The 16686-nt window shown below is 63.3% G+C and carries 15 protein-coding genes; 7 read left to right on the top strand and 8 right to left on the bottom strand.

Annotated elements, in window-relative coordinates:
- Positions 1-39 precede the first annotated feature (39 nt).
- On the top strand, positions 40-870 hold the full coding sequence (locus HCN50_RS03300; protein ID WP_171708169.1) for a hormone-sensitive lipase: 831 nt from the start codon (positions 40-42) through the stop codon (positions 868-870).
- A gap of 6 nt (positions 871-876) precedes the next feature.
- Here the strand turns inward: HCN50_RS03300 and HCN50_RS03295 are convergent, their stop codons facing one another.
- Positions 877-2397, bottom strand: coding sequence for a mannitol dehydrogenase family protein (locus HCN50_RS03295; protein ID WP_171708168.1), 1521 nt, complete (start codon positions 2395-2397; stop codon positions 877-879).
- Between the two features lie 123 nt (positions 2398-2520).
- On the opposite strand from HCN50_RS03295, the gene HCN50_RS03290 reads away from it, so the two are divergent.
- From HCN50_RS03290 to uxuA, 6 genes are all read left to right on the top strand, one after another.
- Positions 2521-3252, top strand: a complete 732-nt coding sequence (locus HCN50_RS03290) for a FadR/GntR family transcriptional regulator (RefSeq protein WP_171708167.1) — start codon at positions 2521-2523, stop codon at positions 3250-3252.
- Positions 3253-3398: 146 nt separating this feature from the next.
- Complete coding sequence (locus HCN50_RS03285) at positions 3399-4307, top strand: sialic acid TRAP transporter substrate-binding protein SiaP (protein WP_376700251.1); 909 nt, start codon at positions 3399-3401, stop codon at positions 4305-4307.
- Positions 4308-4439: 132 nt separating this feature from the next.
- Positions 4440-5018: a TRAP transporter small permease gene (locus tag HCN50_RS03280; RefSeq protein ID WP_171708165.1), complete on the top strand. Its 579-nt coding sequence runs from the start codon at positions 4440-4442 to the stop codon at positions 5016-5018.
- A gap of 4 nt (positions 5019-5022) precedes the next feature.
- Complete coding sequence (locus HCN50_RS03275; protein ID WP_171708164.1) at positions 5023-6429, top strand: TRAP transporter large permease; 1407 nt, start codon at positions 5023-5025, stop codon at positions 6427-6429.
- Positions 6426-7472 carry an L-idonate 5-dehydrogenase gene (locus HCN50_RS03270; RefSeq protein ID WP_171708163.1) on the top strand — a complete coding sequence of 349 codons (1047 nt, stop codon included), beginning with the start codon at positions 6426-6428 and terminating at the stop codon, positions 7470-7472. Before HCN50_RS03275 ends, HCN50_RS03270 begins: the two co-directional genes overlap by 4 nt.
- Positions 7473-7503: 31 nt before the next feature.
- A complete protein-coding gene (gene uxuA, locus HCN50_RS03265; RefSeq protein ID WP_171708424.1) occupies positions 7504-8694 on the top strand; it encodes a mannonate dehydratase in 1191 nt (396 codons plus the stop codon).
- An 87-nt stretch (positions 8695-8781) separates the two neighbouring features.
- Here uxuA and HCN50_RS03260 read toward each other — a convergent pair whose 3' ends face one another.
- The 7 genes from HCN50_RS03260 to HCN50_RS03230 form a co-directional block, all read right to left on the bottom strand.
- Positions 8782-9873, bottom strand: coding sequence for an ABC transporter ATP-binding protein (locus HCN50_RS03260; protein WP_171708162.1), 1092 nt, complete (start codon positions 9871-9873; stop codon positions 8782-8784).
- Positions 9870-10850 carry an ABC transporter ATP-binding protein gene (locus tag HCN50_RS03255; RefSeq protein WP_171708161.1) on the bottom strand — a complete coding sequence of 327 codons (981 nt, stop codon included), beginning with the start codon at positions 10848-10850 and terminating at the stop codon, positions 9870-9872. The genes HCN50_RS03260 and HCN50_RS03255 overlap by 4 nt, the downstream gene beginning before the upstream one ends.
- On the bottom strand, positions 10850-12421 hold the full coding sequence (locus tag HCN50_RS03250; RefSeq protein ID WP_171708160.1) for an ABC transporter substrate-binding protein: 1572 nt from the start codon (positions 12419-12421) through the stop codon (positions 10850-10852). The genes HCN50_RS03255 and HCN50_RS03250 overlap by 1 nt, the downstream gene beginning before the upstream one ends.
- A 12-nt stretch (positions 12422-12433) precedes the next feature.
- Positions 12434-13927 (bottom strand): ABC transporter substrate-binding protein, encoded by a 1494-nt coding sequence (locus tag HCN50_RS03245; protein ID WP_171708159.1) that lies wholly within the window; start codon positions 13925-13927, stop codon positions 12434-12436.
- Positions 13928-13998: 71 nt separating this feature from the next.
- Entirely contained in the window at positions 13999-14886 is an 888-nt protein-coding gene (locus HCN50_RS03240) for an ABC transporter permease (protein WP_171708158.1), read from the bottom strand.
- Positions 14883-15821, bottom strand: coding sequence for an ABC transporter permease (locus tag HCN50_RS03235; RefSeq protein ID WP_171708157.1), 939 nt, complete (start codon positions 15819-15821; stop codon positions 14883-14885). Before HCN50_RS03235 ends, HCN50_RS03240 begins: the two co-directional genes overlap by 4 nt.
- Positions 15822-16182: 361 nt before the next feature.
- On the bottom strand, positions 16183-16437 hold the full coding sequence (locus HCN50_RS03230) for a hypothetical protein (RefSeq protein WP_171708156.1): 255 nt from the start codon (positions 16435-16437) through the stop codon (positions 16183-16185).
- Between the last annotated feature and the right edge of the window lie 249 nt (positions 16438-16686).

Genomic DNA, 16686 nt, shown 5'->3' with positions numbered 1-16686 from the left:
CGTCCGCGCGCCCGCCAGATCAAATGGAAACCGAACCGCGTGATTTTTCATCAGATTTCCGACTGGAGCGACGCCTATGCGAATGCTCCGAACATTCCGGGCGGCGAACGCTGGCCGGCGGCGTGGGTGCAGCCCGCGCAGGCCTATCGCGACGCACTTCAAGGCAGCGGCCGCGCGACGCTTGATATCAGCTATGGCGAGCGCGCACGAAACCGCTTCGATCTCTTTAGGCCGGAAGACCGGCCAAAGGGCCTGGTCGTCTTCGTCCATGGCGGATTCTGGAAGGCGCTCGACAAGAGCTTTTGGTCGCATCTGGCGCGCGGATCGGTTGAAAGCGGCTATGCGGTGGCGATGCCCTCCTACACGCTGTGCCCGGCCGTGCGCATCGCCGAGATCACGTGCGAAATTGCCTCAGCCGTCGAGCACGCTGCCCCGATGGTGGAAGGCCCGCTTTTTCTCGCTGGCCATTCCGCCGGCGGGCATCTGGTGACGCGCATGATTTCGGCGACGTCGCCGCTTCCGGACGATGTGCGGGCGCGCATCAGCCACACCGTCTCGATTTCCGGCATTCATGACCTTCGTCCGCTGATGAAGGCCGCCATGAACACGGAGCTCCGGATCGACGCGGCCGAAGCGCGCGTGGAAAGCCCCGCATTACTGGAGCCGATGCAGAATGCACGCGTGACGTGCTGGGTGGGCAGTGCCGAGCGTCCGGAATTCGTCCGCCAGAACGCGCTCCTCGCCAACATCTGGACCGGGCTCGGCGCGAAAACCCGCGCGATCGAGGAACCCGGCCGGCATCATTTCGATGTCATCGACGGACTCGCCGATCCCGATCACCAGCTCACCAGGACCTTGTTGTCCCCGTAACCCCGATCACGCTGTCTGAAATGTCTGCACGGCCCGACGCGCGCCGAGTGCGTAGAGTTTGGTGAGCGCCTCGGTAACTGCGCTGTGCATCCGAGGATCGGCTCCCAGGGCACCGAAGATGGAATCGACTTCCAATAGCGCCGGCGCGAGCCGCTCCGGCGCCGGGCCAGCGCGCTCGGCAAGAGCTTTCAGCTTTGCGGCAAGCGGATCGCGCACGTCGATCGCGCGGCCCTGCTCGTCGGTGCCGGTGACGTAACGCATCCAGCCGGCTACCGCGAGCGCGTGGGTATTAATCGGCAACCCGAGCCGGAGCCGGTCCTGCATGGTGGCGAGCAGCCGTTGCGGGAGCTTTTGCGAGCCATCCATCGCGATCTGCCAGGTGCGATGATGCAGCGCAGGGTTTGAAAAGCGCTGCAGAAGAGATGAGCTGTAAGCCGCCAGGTCCGTCTCTTCAGGCATAGCCAATGTCGGCACCGCGTCCTGCATCACTTGGCGCGCGAACGCCGCAAAGTGCTCATCGGTCATCGTAGCTGCGATGGTCTCAAAGCCTGCGAGATAGCCGAGATAGGCGAGTCCCGAGTGGCTGGCGTTGAGCAGCCGCAGCTTCATGTGCTCGAACGGCGTCACGTCGGAAACCATCTGCACGCCGGCAGCCGCGAAATCCGGCCGTCCGGCCGGAAAGCGGTCTTCGACGATCCATTGCGTGAACGGCTCGGTGACGACGGGCCATGCGTCGATCATGCCGAGCGCGGACGAAATCACTGTACGGTCCGCTTCAGTCGTCTCCGGCACGATCCGGTCCACCATGGTGGACGGAAAAGCGACCTCGGCCTCGATCCACTTCGCGAGATTGCGCGATCGCAGCGCGGCAAACTGCGTCACGATGCGGCCGACGGTATGGCCGTTGGCGGAGAGATTGTCGCAGGACAGAACGGTGAAGGGGGCTGTGCCAGCAATCCGCCGGCGCGCGAGCGCGGCCACCAGAAATCCGATCGCCGAGCGCGGGGTGCCGGGATTCTGCAGGTCGTGAATAATTTCGGGGTGACGCTCGTCCAGATCGCCGGTTTGCGGCGTATGGCAATAACCCTTCTCGGTAACCGTCAGCGAGACGATGCGCGTGGCCGGGTCAGCCAGGCGCGCGATCAACTGCCCCGGTTTTTCGGTGGCGACGTCGATCGCGAGAACCGAGCCAATGACCCGGTGATCGGTGCCTGCGCCGGAGCGAACCGCCAATGTGTAGAGGCCGTCCTGCGGCGCGAGGGCATCGCGGGTTTCCGGACTGCGCAGGCTGGCGCCGACAATTCCCCAATCCATCGCGCCGCCGGCGAGGAGGTCGTCGATCACCACCGCCTGATGGGCACGGTGGAACGCGCCAATTCCGAGATGAACGATGCCCGGCGAGATCAGCGAGCGATCATACCGTGGCCGGCGGATCTGGCCGGGAAGCCGATCAAGGCTGGCATTGGACAGCCGAAAACTGCCTCCGTTTGGGCCGGAAAGCTCACTTTTTGCCGCGTCGCTTGACATGGGAAGCTCGATCTATCAATCTTTGGTCAATTGGTAAGGCCAATTTTCCAGATTTATTGGCCTTGGCCCGATCAAAGCAAGAAAAATCGATCCACCCGAGGGGTCGTCAAGGGAGAGCCGAGCGTGCCGCTCGAAGCCGTGGAAGCACGACGTTTATATCGCCAGGTTGCCGATCAGCTCCGCGCCTTGATCGACAGCGGCGAATACCGGGTCGGCAGCCGGCTTCCAACCGAACGCGATCTTGCCGAACAGTTGAAGGTGTCGCGGCCGACGGTGCGTGAAGCGCTGATCGCCCTGGAAGTCGAGGGCAGGGTTCGGATTCGTGTCGGCTCCGGGATTTATGTCAGCGAGCCGCCAGCGCTCGTGCCGCCCTTGCCGGCAGCGGCCGAGATCGAAGGTCCGTTCGAACTGTTGCGCGCGCGCGAATTTCTCGAAGGCGCCATCGCCGAGCAGGCGGCGCGGGTCGTTAGGCCTGACGACATCGCGCGCATCGACGCTTCACTCCATGCGATGGCCACCGTGCAGCATCCGGGCGAAGCCTCCATGATTCATGACCGCGCGTTTCATGTCGCGGTGGCCGGATGTCTCGATAACGCCGTCCTGGTCCGCGTGGTCGGCGAATTGTTCGACCAGCGGCTCAATCCCTACTTCGCCAAGCTCGCGCATTATTTCGAGAATCCGGAATCGTGGAACGCGGCACTGGCCGAGCACCGCGCGATCCGCGATGCCATCGCCGCACATGATCCGGACGTAGCCCGCGTTGCGATGCGCGAGCATCTGGCGCGTTCGCAGGCGCGCTTTGCTCAAAATTTCGGAGCGGACGCGTCTTCCGCTTCCCGCGCAAGGAGCGGCTGACGAGAAGAATTCGAACGGCTCGGCGAAGTGCCGGGCCGGTTGGGTAACAAAAGCAATTTGTAGCAATGGAGGAAATTCACGTGTTGAGGAAATTGACGATTGCATGCGCCGCCTCTGCCGCCCTGGTGGCCGCCACCACATCGGGCATGGCGCAGACCAAGCTCAAATGGGCGCATGTTTACGAAACCTCGGAGCCGTTCCACACCGCTTCCGTCTGGGCCGCGGGCGAAATCAACAAGCGCACCAACGGGCGCTATCAGATCGACGTCTATCCGGCTTCGCAGCTCGGCAAGGAAACCGACATCAACCAGGGACTGTCGCTGGGCTCGGTCGACATGATCATTTCCGGCTCGAGCTTCGCGGCCAAGAGCTTTCCGCCGATCGGCGTAACCTATTATCCCTACACCTTCCGCGACGCCGATCATCTCCTGGCCTACACCAAGAGCGACGTCTTCAAGGAGCTGGCCAAGGGCTACGAGGACAAGACCGGCCACCGCATCCTCGCGGTGACCTACTATGGTGTTCGCCAGACCTCCTCGAACAAGCCGATCAAGTCCTGCGCCGACATGAAGGGCCTCAAGATGCGCGTGCCCGACGTGCCGGCCTATCTGGCGATGCCGCGTGCCTGCGGCGCCAACACCGCGCCGATCGCCTTTGCCGAGGTCTATCTGGCCCTGCAGAACGGCACCGTGGAAGCCCAGGAAAATCCGCTCACCACGATCGAAGCCAAGAAGTTCTACGAGGTGCAGAAGCACATCGTGCTGACCGGCCATATCGTCGATCATCTCAATACGGTCATCGCCGGCGCGCTCTGGAAGAAGCTGTCCGAAGAAGATCGCAAGATCTTCACCGATGTCGCGCAGGAAGCAGCCGCCAAGGCCACCGCCGAGATCAAGGCCAACGAGGGCAAGCTGGTCGACTTCTTCAAGCAGAAGGGCCTGACGGTGACCGAGGTCAACAAGGACGAGTTCCGCGACACCGTGCTCAAGAACGTGAGCTTCGAGAGCTTCGACTATCGCAAGGCCGATTGGGAGCGCATCCAGGCGGTGAAGTGACGAGCCGTCATTCCGGGCGACGCGTTAGCGTCGACCCGGAATCTCGAGATTCTCAGGTGCGCAATTGCGCACCATAGTTCGGCTCTTCGAGCCGCCCCGGAATGACGTGGGAGCCAGTTGGGGAACAAGCGCATGTCGACGGTTGAAGTGCACAAGCAAATCACGGCGGACGAGATCGCCCATACCTTTGAGGACGAAGTCCCCAAGGGCGCCGATCTCCGCGGATACGCGCCCGAAGATTGGCTCGCGCTGGTGATCTTCTGGATCATGGCGCTCTCCGTCTTCCTGCAGTTCTTCACCCGCTATGTCCTCAACGACAGCTACGCCTGGACCGAGGAGATTGCGACCTATTGCCTGATCGGCGTGGTGTTCATCGGCTCGGCGATGTGCGTGCGGCTGTCGCGGCACATCCAGGTCGATCTGGTGTTCCGCTATTTGCCGCACGTTCCGGCGCGGCTACTTTCGACCGTCATCGACCTGATCCGCATCGCGTTCTTCGGCTATGCGATCAAGCTGGTCTGGCAGTTCATCCAGATCATTGGCGACGAGCGGATGACCACGATCAAGTTTCAAAAAGGCTTTGTCTATTACGCCGTGCTGCTCGGCTTCGTGCTGATGTTCGCGCGCTCGATCCAGATTGCAGTCGAGAACTGGCGGCGCGGCTATTCCATCCTGGAGCGACCCGGCGCATTCGACGGAACGGAAGGGTAGGGCGATGCTGCTGCTGCTTGGGGGATTTCTGCTCTTGATGCTGCTCGGCCTGCCGGTCGCGCTCGCCATGGCAGTGTCGTCGCTGGTCTACATTCTCGTCACTGGCATCACGCCTGACGTGACGCTGGCGCAGCGCATGATTGCCGGCGTCGAGAGCTTTCCGCTGCTGGCGGTGCCGTTCTTCATTCTGGCCGGCAACCTCATGAATATCGCGGGCGTCACGGGGCGCATCTACAAGTTTGCGGTCGCGCTGGTGGGCTGGATGCGCGGCGGCCTCGGCCACGTCAACATCGTTGGTTCGGTGATTTTCTCCGGCATGTCCGGCACTGCGATCGCCGACGCCGCGGGCCTCGGCACCATCGAGATCAAGGCGATGAAGGACCACGGCTACTCCACCGAGTTCGCCGTCGGCGTGACCGCCGCATCCGCCACCCTCGGACCGATCATCCCGCCGTCATTGCCGTTCGTGATCTATGGCATGATGGCGAACGTTTCGATCGGCGCGCTGTTTCTCGGCGGCGTGATTCCCGGCGTGGTCATGACCTTGGCCATGATGGCGACGGTGGCCTATTTCGCCCACCGGCGAGGCTGGGGCAGCGACACCCCGTTCTCCTGGCCGCAGCTCGGCGCGGCCGCGATCGAAATCCTCATCGTGTTCGCGTTCCCGCTGGTCGTCTGGTTAATGGTCGTCGCCGGGCTTTCGGTCAACGTGGCGGTCGGCATCGGCCTCGTCGCGCTGTTGGCGCTCGACTGGTACTTCGATTTCTCCGCGGTGATGGCGCTGATGGCCCCGGTCATCCTGATCGGTGGCATGACGCTTGGCTGGTTCACGCCGACGGAAGCCGCGGTTGCCGCGGTGATCTGGTCGCTGTTCCTCGGGCTGGTGCGTTACCGCTCGATGACGCTGCAGACGGTGGCGAAAGCAACCTTCGACACCATCGAGACTACGGCGTCGGTCTTGTTCATCGTCACCGCGGCCTCGATCTTCGCCTGGCTGCTCACGGTATCCCAGGCGGCGCAGACGCTGACGGATGCGATGCTCGGCATCACCCAGAACAAATGGGTGTTCCTGCTATTGGCCAATATCCTGATCCTGTTCGTCGGCTGCTTCATCGACACCATCGCCGCGATCACCATTCTGGTGCCGATCCTGCTGCCGATCGTTCTGAAACTGGGCATCGATCCCATTCATTTCGGCCTGATCATGACGCTGAACCTGATGATCGGCCTGTTGCATCCGCCGCTCGGCATGGTGCTGTTCGTGCTGGCGCGGGTGGCGAAACTGTCCGTCGAGCGCACGACCATGGCGATCCTGCCGTGGCTCGTGCCGCTTCTTTTGGCGCTCGTCGCCATCACCTACATCCCGGAGCTGACGCTCTGGCTGCCTAAATACATGGGACTCTCAAAATGACATCGATGACTTTGGCCGCAACGCTGTTCGGCCCGGAAGATCTGCGCATGGTCGAGCGGCCGCTCGATCCGCTTGTCTCGGGCATGGTGCGCATCCGTTTCGGCGCTGGCGGCATTTGCGGCTCGGACATGCACTACTATCGCCATGCCCGTACCGGCGATTTTGTCGTGACCTCGCCGCTGGTGCTCGGCCACGAGATCGCGGGCGAAGTCGTGGAGATCGCGGGCACCGCGCCGGACCTGAAGGTCGGCGACCGAGTTGCAGTGAACCCGTCGCGCTGGTGCGGTCATTGCAAGCCCTGTCACGAGAACCGTCCGAACCTGTGTGAGAATATCTTTTTCATGGGCTCGGCTTCGAAGACCCCGCACATGCAGGGTGGCTTTGCGTCCTACTTCGACGCCATTCCGGCGCAATGCGTGAAGATACCGGACCACGTGACGTATCAGGCGGCAGCGCTCGCCGAGCCGCTCGCGGTTTGCTTGCACGCGGTCGCCCGCGCAGGCGACGTTACCGGCAAGCGCGCAGTGCTGTTCGGTGCCGGCCCGATCGGTCTATTGACCATGCTGGCGGCGCAGCGCGCGGGGATCGCGGAAGCGACGGTCGTGGATATTGCGGCGGCGCCGCTGGCATTCGCCACGAAGCTAGGCGCAAATGACGTCATCGATATCTCCGGCGGCGAGGACGCGCTGAAGGCAGAGGCGGCGGCGCGTCCGTTCGACGTGGCGTTCGAAGTCTCGGGCACCGCGGCCGGCCTTGCCAGCGCCATCGGCGTGGTCAGGCGCGGCGGCGTCGTGGTTCAGGTCGGTAACCTGCCGGGCGGGCAGATTCAGGTGCCGGCGAATGCGGTGATGGCCAAGGAGATTGACCTGCGCGGCTCGTTCCGCTTCGGAATGGAATTCTTCACCGCGGTCGAGTTGATTGCCGACGGCAGTGTCGACGTGCTGTCGCTGGTGACCGCTCAACGCCCGCTCGCGGTCGCACCGGACGCGGTGCGGCTGGCGCTCGACCGCTCGCAGAGCGTTAAGGTCGTGCTGACGGCTTGACGGCAATTCACATTCCAGGAGATCGCCCATGATGCTGCAGGGATGGCGGTGGTACGGACCCGATGATCCCGTGTCGCTCGACGATATCCGTCAGGCCGGCGCGACCGACGTGGTGACGGCGCTGCATCAGGTGCCGATCGGCGAAGCCTGGACGCGCGCCGCCGTCGAGGAGCGCAAGAACCTGATCGAGAACTCGCAACCAGGCCGATCGCCGCTGAAATGGTCGGTGGTGGAATCGATTCCGGTGCCCGACGACGTCAAGCGGCTCGGGGGAGGGGCCACACGTTCGATCGAGGCCTGGATCGCGAGCATGGAGGCGGTGGGCGCCGCCGCCATCAAGATCATCTGCTACAATTTCATGCCCGTGGTGGACTGGTGCCGCACTGATCTCGAATGGGAGCTGCCGAATGGCGCCAAGGCGATGCGCTTCGACCAGGAGCGGTTCGCGGCATTCGATCTGCATATCCTGGAGCGCCCCGAGGCGCCGGCCGAGTATTCCGAGGCCGCGCGGCGTCGCGCAAGCGAAGTATACTCACGGATGACGCAGGCCGATATCGATGTCCTCGTCACCAATATTGCCAGCGCGCTGCCGGGCTCCACGACCGATCCGCTGACCATCCCGCAATTCCGCGACCGCTTGCAGCAGTATCGCGGTATCGACTCCATGGTGCTGCGCCGGCACTTGAGCGAATTCCTCGCGCGCGTGACGCCGGTGGCGGAGCAACTCGGCGTGACATTGACGCTGCATCCGGACGATCCGCCGCGCCCGCTGTTCGGCTTGCCGCGTATCGCATCCTCGGCGGAAGATTATCAGGCGCTGTTCGATGCGGTCCCGTCCAGGGCCAACGGCATCTGCTTCTGTACCGGCTCGCTCGGCGTGCGCGCAGAGAACGATTTGCCTGCGATGGCCAAGCGCTTCGCGCCGCGGATCGGCTTTGCCCATCTGCGCGCGACCAAGCGGGAGGCCGACGGCCTGTCGTTCTTCGAGTCGGATCATCTCGACGGCGACGTCGACATGATCGCGGTGCTCAAGGCGCTATTGGCGGAGAACCGAACGCGTTCGCCGGGAAATCAGATCGTGTTCCGGCCCGATCACGGCCACCGCATGCTCGACGATCTCGCGGAAACCAAGCGCACCAATCCCGGCTACACCGCGATCGGCCGGTTGCGCGGGCTCGCCGAACTGCGAGGCGCCATCCGCGCCATCGAGCACGCCGGCTAGGGCGGGAAGTGCCGCGAGCAGGGCCCATTCTACTTTGCATGGGGTTGTTTTCGCAATTTTGTGCCTGGGCTCTTACACCGCTCCGGCTCAGCCCGGCATCCGTGCCGTCTTGGCGGCCTCGAATGCCGCCAGCCGCTCGGTAAACTTCCCTTTCGCCAGCCCGGCGCGCGCCAGGATAATGGGGACGGGCAGCGTTTCAAAAAAATGACAGGCCACGCGGTGGCCGGGTGCCGCTTCGCGTAAGCTCGGCTCCTCCGCCGAGCAGCGCGCCTGCGCATGCGGGCAGCGGGTGTGAAAGCGGCAGCCGGTCGGCGGCTTGAACGGGCTCGGCACGTCACCCTGCAGCATCACGCGCTTGGTGCGCAGCGCGGGGTCAGGTTTGGGGATCGCCGCGAGCAGCGCCTGAGTATAGGGGTGCAGGGGGCGGTCGTAGAGCGACTTCTTGTCAGCGATCTCGACCAGCTTGCCCAGATACATCACCGCGACGCGGTCGCTGATGTGCTTCACGACGGCCAGATCATGCGCGATGAACAGATAAGACAAGCCAAAACGCTGCTGCAGATTCTGCAGCAGGTTGACGATTTGCGCCTGGATTGAGACGTCGAGCGCCGACACCGGCTCGTCGCAGACGATCAAATCGGGATTGGCGGCGAGTGCACGCGCAATGCCGATGCGCTGGCGTTGTCCGCCCGAGAACTGGTGCGGATAGCGCTGGGCGTGTTCGGGCAGCAGGCCGACGATGTCCAGGAGTTCGCGGCCGCGCGCCGCGCGCGAGGTGTCGTCGCCGATCTCATGGACCCTAAGCGGTTCGGCGAGAATCTCGCCGACGGTCATGCGCGGATTGAGCGAGGCGTAGGGGTCCTGGAAGATGATCTGCATGTGCCGGCGCATCCGGCGCAGCGCATCCTTGTCGAGATCGGCGATCTCCTTGCCCTTGAAGCGGACCGACCCTGCGGTGGGCTCCATCAGGCGCAGGATCAGGCGTCCTGTGGTCGACTTGCCGCAACCGGATTCGCCGACCAGCGCCAGCGTCTCGCCGCGGGCGATCTCGAAGCTGACATCCTCGACGGCGCGCACGAGGCCGATCACCTTGCGGCGGATCAGCCCGCGCGTAACCGCAAAATGCTTGACCAGTTCGCTAACCTGCAAAACCGGCGCATCGCTTGGCACGTCACTCATGACGCCACCTCGACCGGCGCCTTCCAGCATGCCACCCGATGGCCAGGCGCGATGTCGCGCAATGGCGGCGGATCAAGCCGGCAGCGCTGGTCTGCGAACGGACAGCGCGGCGCAAAGCGGCAGCCGGCCGGCTGGTTGTTCGGACTGGGCACCGTGCCCTCAATGGTCGCGAGGCGTTTGCGGTCGACGTCGATGCGCGGAATCGAGCCGAGCAAGCCGATCGTATAGGGATGCTGCGGATCGGCAAACAGGTCGTTGACATCGGCGCTCTCGACGATCCGCCCGGCATACATCACCAGCACCTGGTCGGCGACCTCGGCGATGACACCGAGATCGTGGGTGATGATCAGGATCGCCATGCCGAGCCGCCGTTGCAGGTCGCTCAGGAGATCGAGAATTTGCGCCTGGATGGTGACGTCAAGTGCCGTGGTCGGCTCGTCGGCGATCAACAGCGCCGGCTCGCATGAGAGCGCCATCGCGATCATCACGCGCTGACGCATGCCGCCCGACATGTGGTGCGGAAAGTCGTCGATGCGCTGCGCGGCGGAAGGAATCCGTACCAGCTCTAACATTTCGATCGCGCGTGCCCGCGCGGCGCGGGGCGACATCGCGGTGTGGGCCAGGATCGCCTCGATGATCTGCTGGCCGATGGTATGCACCGGGTTGAGCGAAGTCATCGGCTCCTGGAAGATCATCGACATCTTGCCGCCACGCAACCTGCGGCGCTCGTCGGCCGAGAGCTTCAGTATGTCGCGGTTGCCGAACAGGACGGCTTCGGCCTCGACCTTGCCCGGCGGGCTCGGCACCAGGCCCATCACCGAGAGCGACGTCACGCTCTTGCCGCAGCCGGACTCGCCGACCAGGCCGATCGTGCGTCCCTTGGGCACGCTGAAGCTGATGCCGTCGACGGCGCGGAACAGCCCGCGATCCGTCGCGAAGTGAGTCTTCAGGCCGCGAACCTCGAGAAGATTGTCCATCAGAACGAATAATCCAGGCCCTTGTAGAAGGTGTTTTGATAGAGCATGTGCGGCCGCACGCCCTTCAGCTTCTTCGAGCTGGTGGTGTACATCGCGATGTTCATCACCGGCATCCACAGATGCTCGCCCGTCACCTTCTCCTGCACGCGGGCGTAGTTGAGCGCACGTTCAGTATCGGTCAGTGCGGCGCGGCCGGCGCGCAGCCACTCGTCGGTCTCGGCGTCCTTCCAGTTCATGCGGTTAGGAGTGGGGATGTTCTTCGAGTTGAAATAGATGTTCATGAGCTCGCCGGCCGACAGATAGGGCACGGTGACGGTCCACAGCTCGTAGTCCTGCTTGCCCATCTCGGCAGGCGCGATCGTGGAGTCGAAGCCCACGATCTTCCAGTCGATGCCGATCTTGCGCATATAGCCTTGAATGGCCTCAGAAACGCGCGGGAAATAGGTCACCTGCGTGAACAGCACGCGGGGCGCTAGCTTCATGCCGTCCTTCTCGCGGATTCCGTCAGCGCCGACCTTCCAGCCGGCTTCGTCCAAAAGCTGCTTCGCCCGCTCGACGTCCTCCTTGATGACGCCCTTGGTCTTCTCGGCGAAATCGAGCGCCTTGGGATCGACGAAGGTGAACGCCGGTTCGGCATTGCCCAGCATGACACCCTTGACGATGTCGGCACGGTTGATGGCGATGTTCATCGCCTCGCGCACGCGTTTGTCTGATACCATCGGCCGCGTGATCTTGTAGCCGTAATACATGAGCTGGAAGTTCGGCTTGGCTTCCTGAACGGTCAGATTGGGCGCGGCCTTGACCTGGTCGATGAATTGCAGCGGGACTTGGTGGGTGAGGTCGAACTGTCCGCCCATGATGGCGGCGACGCGGCTGGCGTCCTCGGGGACGATCTTGATGCTGAGCTTCTCGAATTTCACCGGGCCCTTGTTCTGGTACATCGACGGGCCCCATTTGTAGGCATCGTGGCGCTTCAGCACGATTTCCGTGCGCGGCTGCCAGCTCTCGAAACACCACGGACCGGTGCCGTCGATTCCCTTGATGCCGTAGTCCTTGCCGAGCTGCTCGACGCTTTCCTGATTGTGGATCGCATTGGTGTACATGGTGAGCTGCAGCAGCAGTTCGGAATAGGGCTCGTTGAGCTCATATTCGACGGTATAGGGATCGGGCGCGCGCACTTCCTTGATGTCGCCGGCGCGCCAGGCGTAGGGCGCCTTGGTTTCGGGATCCTTCAGCCGCTTGAAAGTGTAGACGACGTCGGCGGCGGTGAACTTCTTGCCGCTGCAGAACGTCACGTCGTCGCGCAGCTTGAAAACGTAGGTCTTGCCGTCCTCGCTGATGGTCCAGGACTTGGCGAGGTAGGGGATCGCCGTCTTGCCATCCCAGTCGAGCGCGACCAGCGTATCCTGGAACATGTTGACGATATCCGACGTCGGCGACCAGGTGGTGCGCTGACCGTCGTAGTGCGGCGCATCCAGCGACTTCATTACCCGCAAGGTCTGCGCCTCGGCCGCCGAAGACATTGCGGCCGCTCCCAGCAGCGCTACAACGCCCGTCAGAATGCTGCGCATCGTATTCCTCCCTTATTTCTGCCGCGACACGTCCAGGCCTTTGTAGAAAGTGTTCTGATAGAGCATGTGCGGCCTCGCGTCTGATATCTTCTTGTTCGCCACCTGGTCCATGTTGATGTTGAGAACGGGCATCCAGAGATGCTCGCGCATCACCTTCTGCTGCACCATCGCGTAGTATTTGGCGCGTTCGGCTTCGGTCAGCGCCGCGCGGCCCTGCTTCAGCCATTCATCGGTTTCGGCGTCCTTCCAGTTCATCCGGTTGGGCGTCGGAATGTTCCTGGAATCGAAGTAGATGTTCATGAGGTCGCCGGCCGATAGATAAGGCACGGTTACCGACCAGATTTCATAGTCCTGCTCGGCCATCTTGGCCGACGCAATGGTCGAGTCCCAGGGCTGGAGCTGCCATTGCACGCCGATGCGGCGCAGATAGCCCTGGATCGCCTCCGCGACGCGCGGCGTGTTGCCGGCTTGGGTGTAGTAGACCTTGGGCTGCAGCTTGACGCCGTCCTTTTCGCGGACGCCATCGCTGCCGACCTTCCAACCGGCTTCATCCAGCAGCGTCTTGGCGCGCTCGATATCTTCCTTCACAATGCCCGTGGTAGCTGGGTCGTGATCGAGTGCGTCCGGATCGACGATGGTGAAGGCCGGTTCGGCATTGCCGAGCAGCACGCCCTTGGCAATTTCGGCGCGGTTGATGGCGATGCTCATCGCTTCGCGCACGCGCCGGTCTTCCACCATCGGCCGCGTGGTCTTGAAGCCGAAATAGAGCAACTGGAAATTCGGCTTTGCGGCGGTGACCGTCAGCATCGGTGCAGCCTTGGCCTGGGCAATGAATTGCGGCGGAAACTGATGGGTCATATCGAACTGCCCGGCCATCATGGCCGCGACGCGGCTGGATTCCTCGGGCATGATCTTGACGCTGAGCTTTTCGAACTTCACGGGCCCCTTGTTCTTGTACATCGACGGCCCCCATTTGTAGGCGTCGTGCCGCTTCAGCACGATTTCGGTGCGCGGCTGCCAGCTTTCGAAACACCACGGACCGGTGCCGTCGGCGCCCTTGATGCCGTAGTCCTTGCCAAGCGCCTCCACGCTATCCTTGTTGTGGATCACGTTGGTGAACATGGTGAGCTGTAGCAGCAGTTCGGAATAGGGCTCCTCGAGCTCGTATTCGACGGTGTAGGGATCGGTCGCGCGCAGCTCCTTGATGTTGCCCGCGCGCCAGGCATACGGCGCCTTGATCGCGGGATCCTTGAGCCGCTTGAAGCTGTAGACCACATCATCGGCGGTGAACTTCTTGCCGCTGCAGAACGACACGTCGTCACGCAGCTTGAATGTATAGGTCCTGCCGTCCTCGCTGATCGTCCAGGATTTGGCGAGATAGGGAATCGGCGTGCGGCCGTCCCAGTCGAGCGCCACCAGCGTATCCTGGAACATGTTGACGATGTCGGAGGTTGGCCCCCAGGTGGTGCGCTGCGCATCGTAATGCGGCGCGTCGATCCCCTTCATCAGGTGGAGCGTCTGGGCCGTCGCTGGGCCCGTGACGCATAGTGCCAAGGACATTCCCAGTGCGAACCTGATCATGTCTGCAGCCTCGGATCGAGGACGTCGCGGAATGCGTCGCCCAGAAGGTTGGCGGCCAGCACGATCACGAAGATGGCACAGCTCGGGATCGTCGCGATATGCGGCGCCATGAACAGGAAGTCGCGGCCCTGCGCCGCCATCATGCCGAGCTCGGCGGTCGGAGGTTGTGCGCCCATGCCGAGGAAGCCGAGCGCTGCGCCGATCAGGATGATCTGGCCGAAGCGCAAGGTGAGAAACACGAAAATCGTCGAGATGCAGTTGAGCGTGAGGTAGCGCCAGATCAATTCGCCGTCGGAGACGCCGACGGCGCGGCCGGCCTCCATGAATTCCTGGCCCATTACGCTGATCGCCGCGCCCCGCGCCACCCGCGCGACGTCGGGCACGGTGGCGACGACGAGCGCGATCACCACCGCCGTCAGCCCGGCGCCGAAGATCGCGGCGACCGCAAGTCCGATCAGGATCGCGGGGAAGGCCAGCATGATGTCGACCAGCCGCATGATCCAGCCGTCGAGGCGGCGGTAATAGGCGGCGAGAATGCCGAGCACGCCGCCGATGAAGCCGCCGACGATCACGCCGACCAGCCCGAGCATCAGCGTGTTGCGCGTGCCGTAGAGCACGCGGCTGAAGATGTCGCGGCCGGTATTGTCGGTACCGAACCAGTGCCCGGCACCGGGCGGTTGCATCACCTTGGTAAGGTCGGTGAAGTAGGGGTCGTAGGGCGCGATCCACGGCGCAAACAGCGCGGCCAGCACGATGCCCGCGAGCACCAGCCCGGCGAGTGCGGCGACCCGGTCGCGCGCCAGCCGGCGCAACACCCCGGCGCGAGCAAATACCGCGGCCTCACGCGCCTGGGCAAAGCCCGTATCGAGAGCTTCGGCGCTCATCTGCGCTGCACCCTCGGGTCGAGATAGACGTAGAGCACATCGACCAGGAGGTTGATCGTGAGGAAGGCGACGGCAAGGATCATGATTGCGCCCTGGGCGGTCGGAAAATCGCTGGAGACGATGGCGCCGACTGCGAGCCGGCCGACGCCGGGCCACGAGAACATGGTTTCAGTGACGACGGCGCCGCCGAGCAGGAATGCCGCCTGCAGCCCGATCAGGGTGACGACGGGGATCATGGCGTTGCGCAAGGCGTGATGGATGATCACCACGCGTTCGCGCAGTCCCTTGGCGCGCGCAGTGCGCACGAAGTCGGCGCCAAGCACTTCGAGCACGGCGGTGCGCGTCAATCGCGCGATCGGGCCGATCAGCACCGCGCCCAGTGTCAGCGCCGGCAGGATTAGGCTCGGCAATCCACCATCCCACACCGGCCCGGTACGGCCGGTGAACGGCAGCAGGGCCCATTTGAATCCGACGAACTGGATCAGTATCAGGCCGATGAAGAACACCGGCATCGACACGCCGGCCACCGAGCACGCCATGATGATGCGATCGGTCAAGCGGCCGCGGTTGACGGCCGCCAGCGTGCCGAGCGCAAGGCCGCTGGGGACCGCGATCAGCATCGCGCCCAGCATCAATTCGATCGTGGGACCGATGGTCATCGCCAGTTCCTCGCTGACCATCCGGTTGGAGATGATGGAGCGGCCGAGATCGCCGTGCAAAACACGCAGGATGTATTCGAAGAACTGGACCGGGATCGATCTGTCGAGCCCGAGTTCCTGGCGGATTGCGGCGACGGTCTCGGCCTTGGCGTCGGGCCCGGCAATGATCATCGCCGGATCGGCGGGCACCACCTGCAACAGGCAAAAGCAGAGGAAGAGAACCCCGAGCAGGGCGGGGAACGAAATCAGCAGACGATGGACAATCTGTTGTCCCATGCGACGCCAACGGACGGGTTGGGCCAAAAGGAACTCGCGCGCCGATGCCGACGCTATTGTCTCCCCCTCGGCAGCCGCGCTTCGTCCGACGTGCGCGGCATTTGATTATCGGGGAATAGTGACATGCGTCCGGCGCGGCGTCACGCCCAATCTGTCAATTCGATTGGGCTGCGTCCTTTTGCGCTTCGAACTGACGACTTCTTGCGATACGATAATCCGTGTCACGGGATTTTCGCTGACGTGCCGGCCGTGCTCAGTCCGGCACTCAATGATGAACGAATTGGGTGTGGCGGCCCGCAATTGCTCAATGAACCGCAGCGAATGTTAGCCGCACGCGCAACGATCAGATCCGCACCGTGAACTACTGCGCGACGTTTCCGGTGGGCTGGCTGGCCACACGCCCCGATGAACGCTCGAACTGATGATGACTGTCCATCAGGTGCATCACCTCGATGCAATCGGCGTTGAGCCAATCGTTGTCGACCAGCCGCCCCGCAAGCACCTTCGCCTGAGACGGATCGTCCGACTGGACATCGACCTGACGCTGGAGGCACTTGAAGCTGTGACCGGCGGAATTCAAGAGGTCCTTGTAGAAGAACACGCGGTAATTGCTCATCCTGGCGCTCCCGTCGTTCCGGCTTGTGGGCGCGGAGCTTACTCTCAGGCGCGGATGTCGGCCAGTCGCTTGCCAGACGGCAGTGACGATTTAATCTAGCTCCCTTGGGGGGTTCGGCAGCGCCTTCTTTCCGCAGCCTATAGATGTATGTTTTATCCAAATCTACTGAAGCGATAGAGAAGGCAGCGGCGCTTCGCCGGACGCCGGGGCCGAATCGCTTCGGGCCCGTATTCGATCCGGTGGCAGGGC

Source organism: Bradyrhizobium archetypum (assembly GCF_013114835.1).
Lineage (GTDB): Bacteria > Pseudomonadota > Alphaproteobacteria > Rhizobiales > Xanthobacteraceae > Bradyrhizobium > Bradyrhizobium archetypum.
This window is presented reverse-complemented; position numbering and strand designations above follow the sequence as displayed.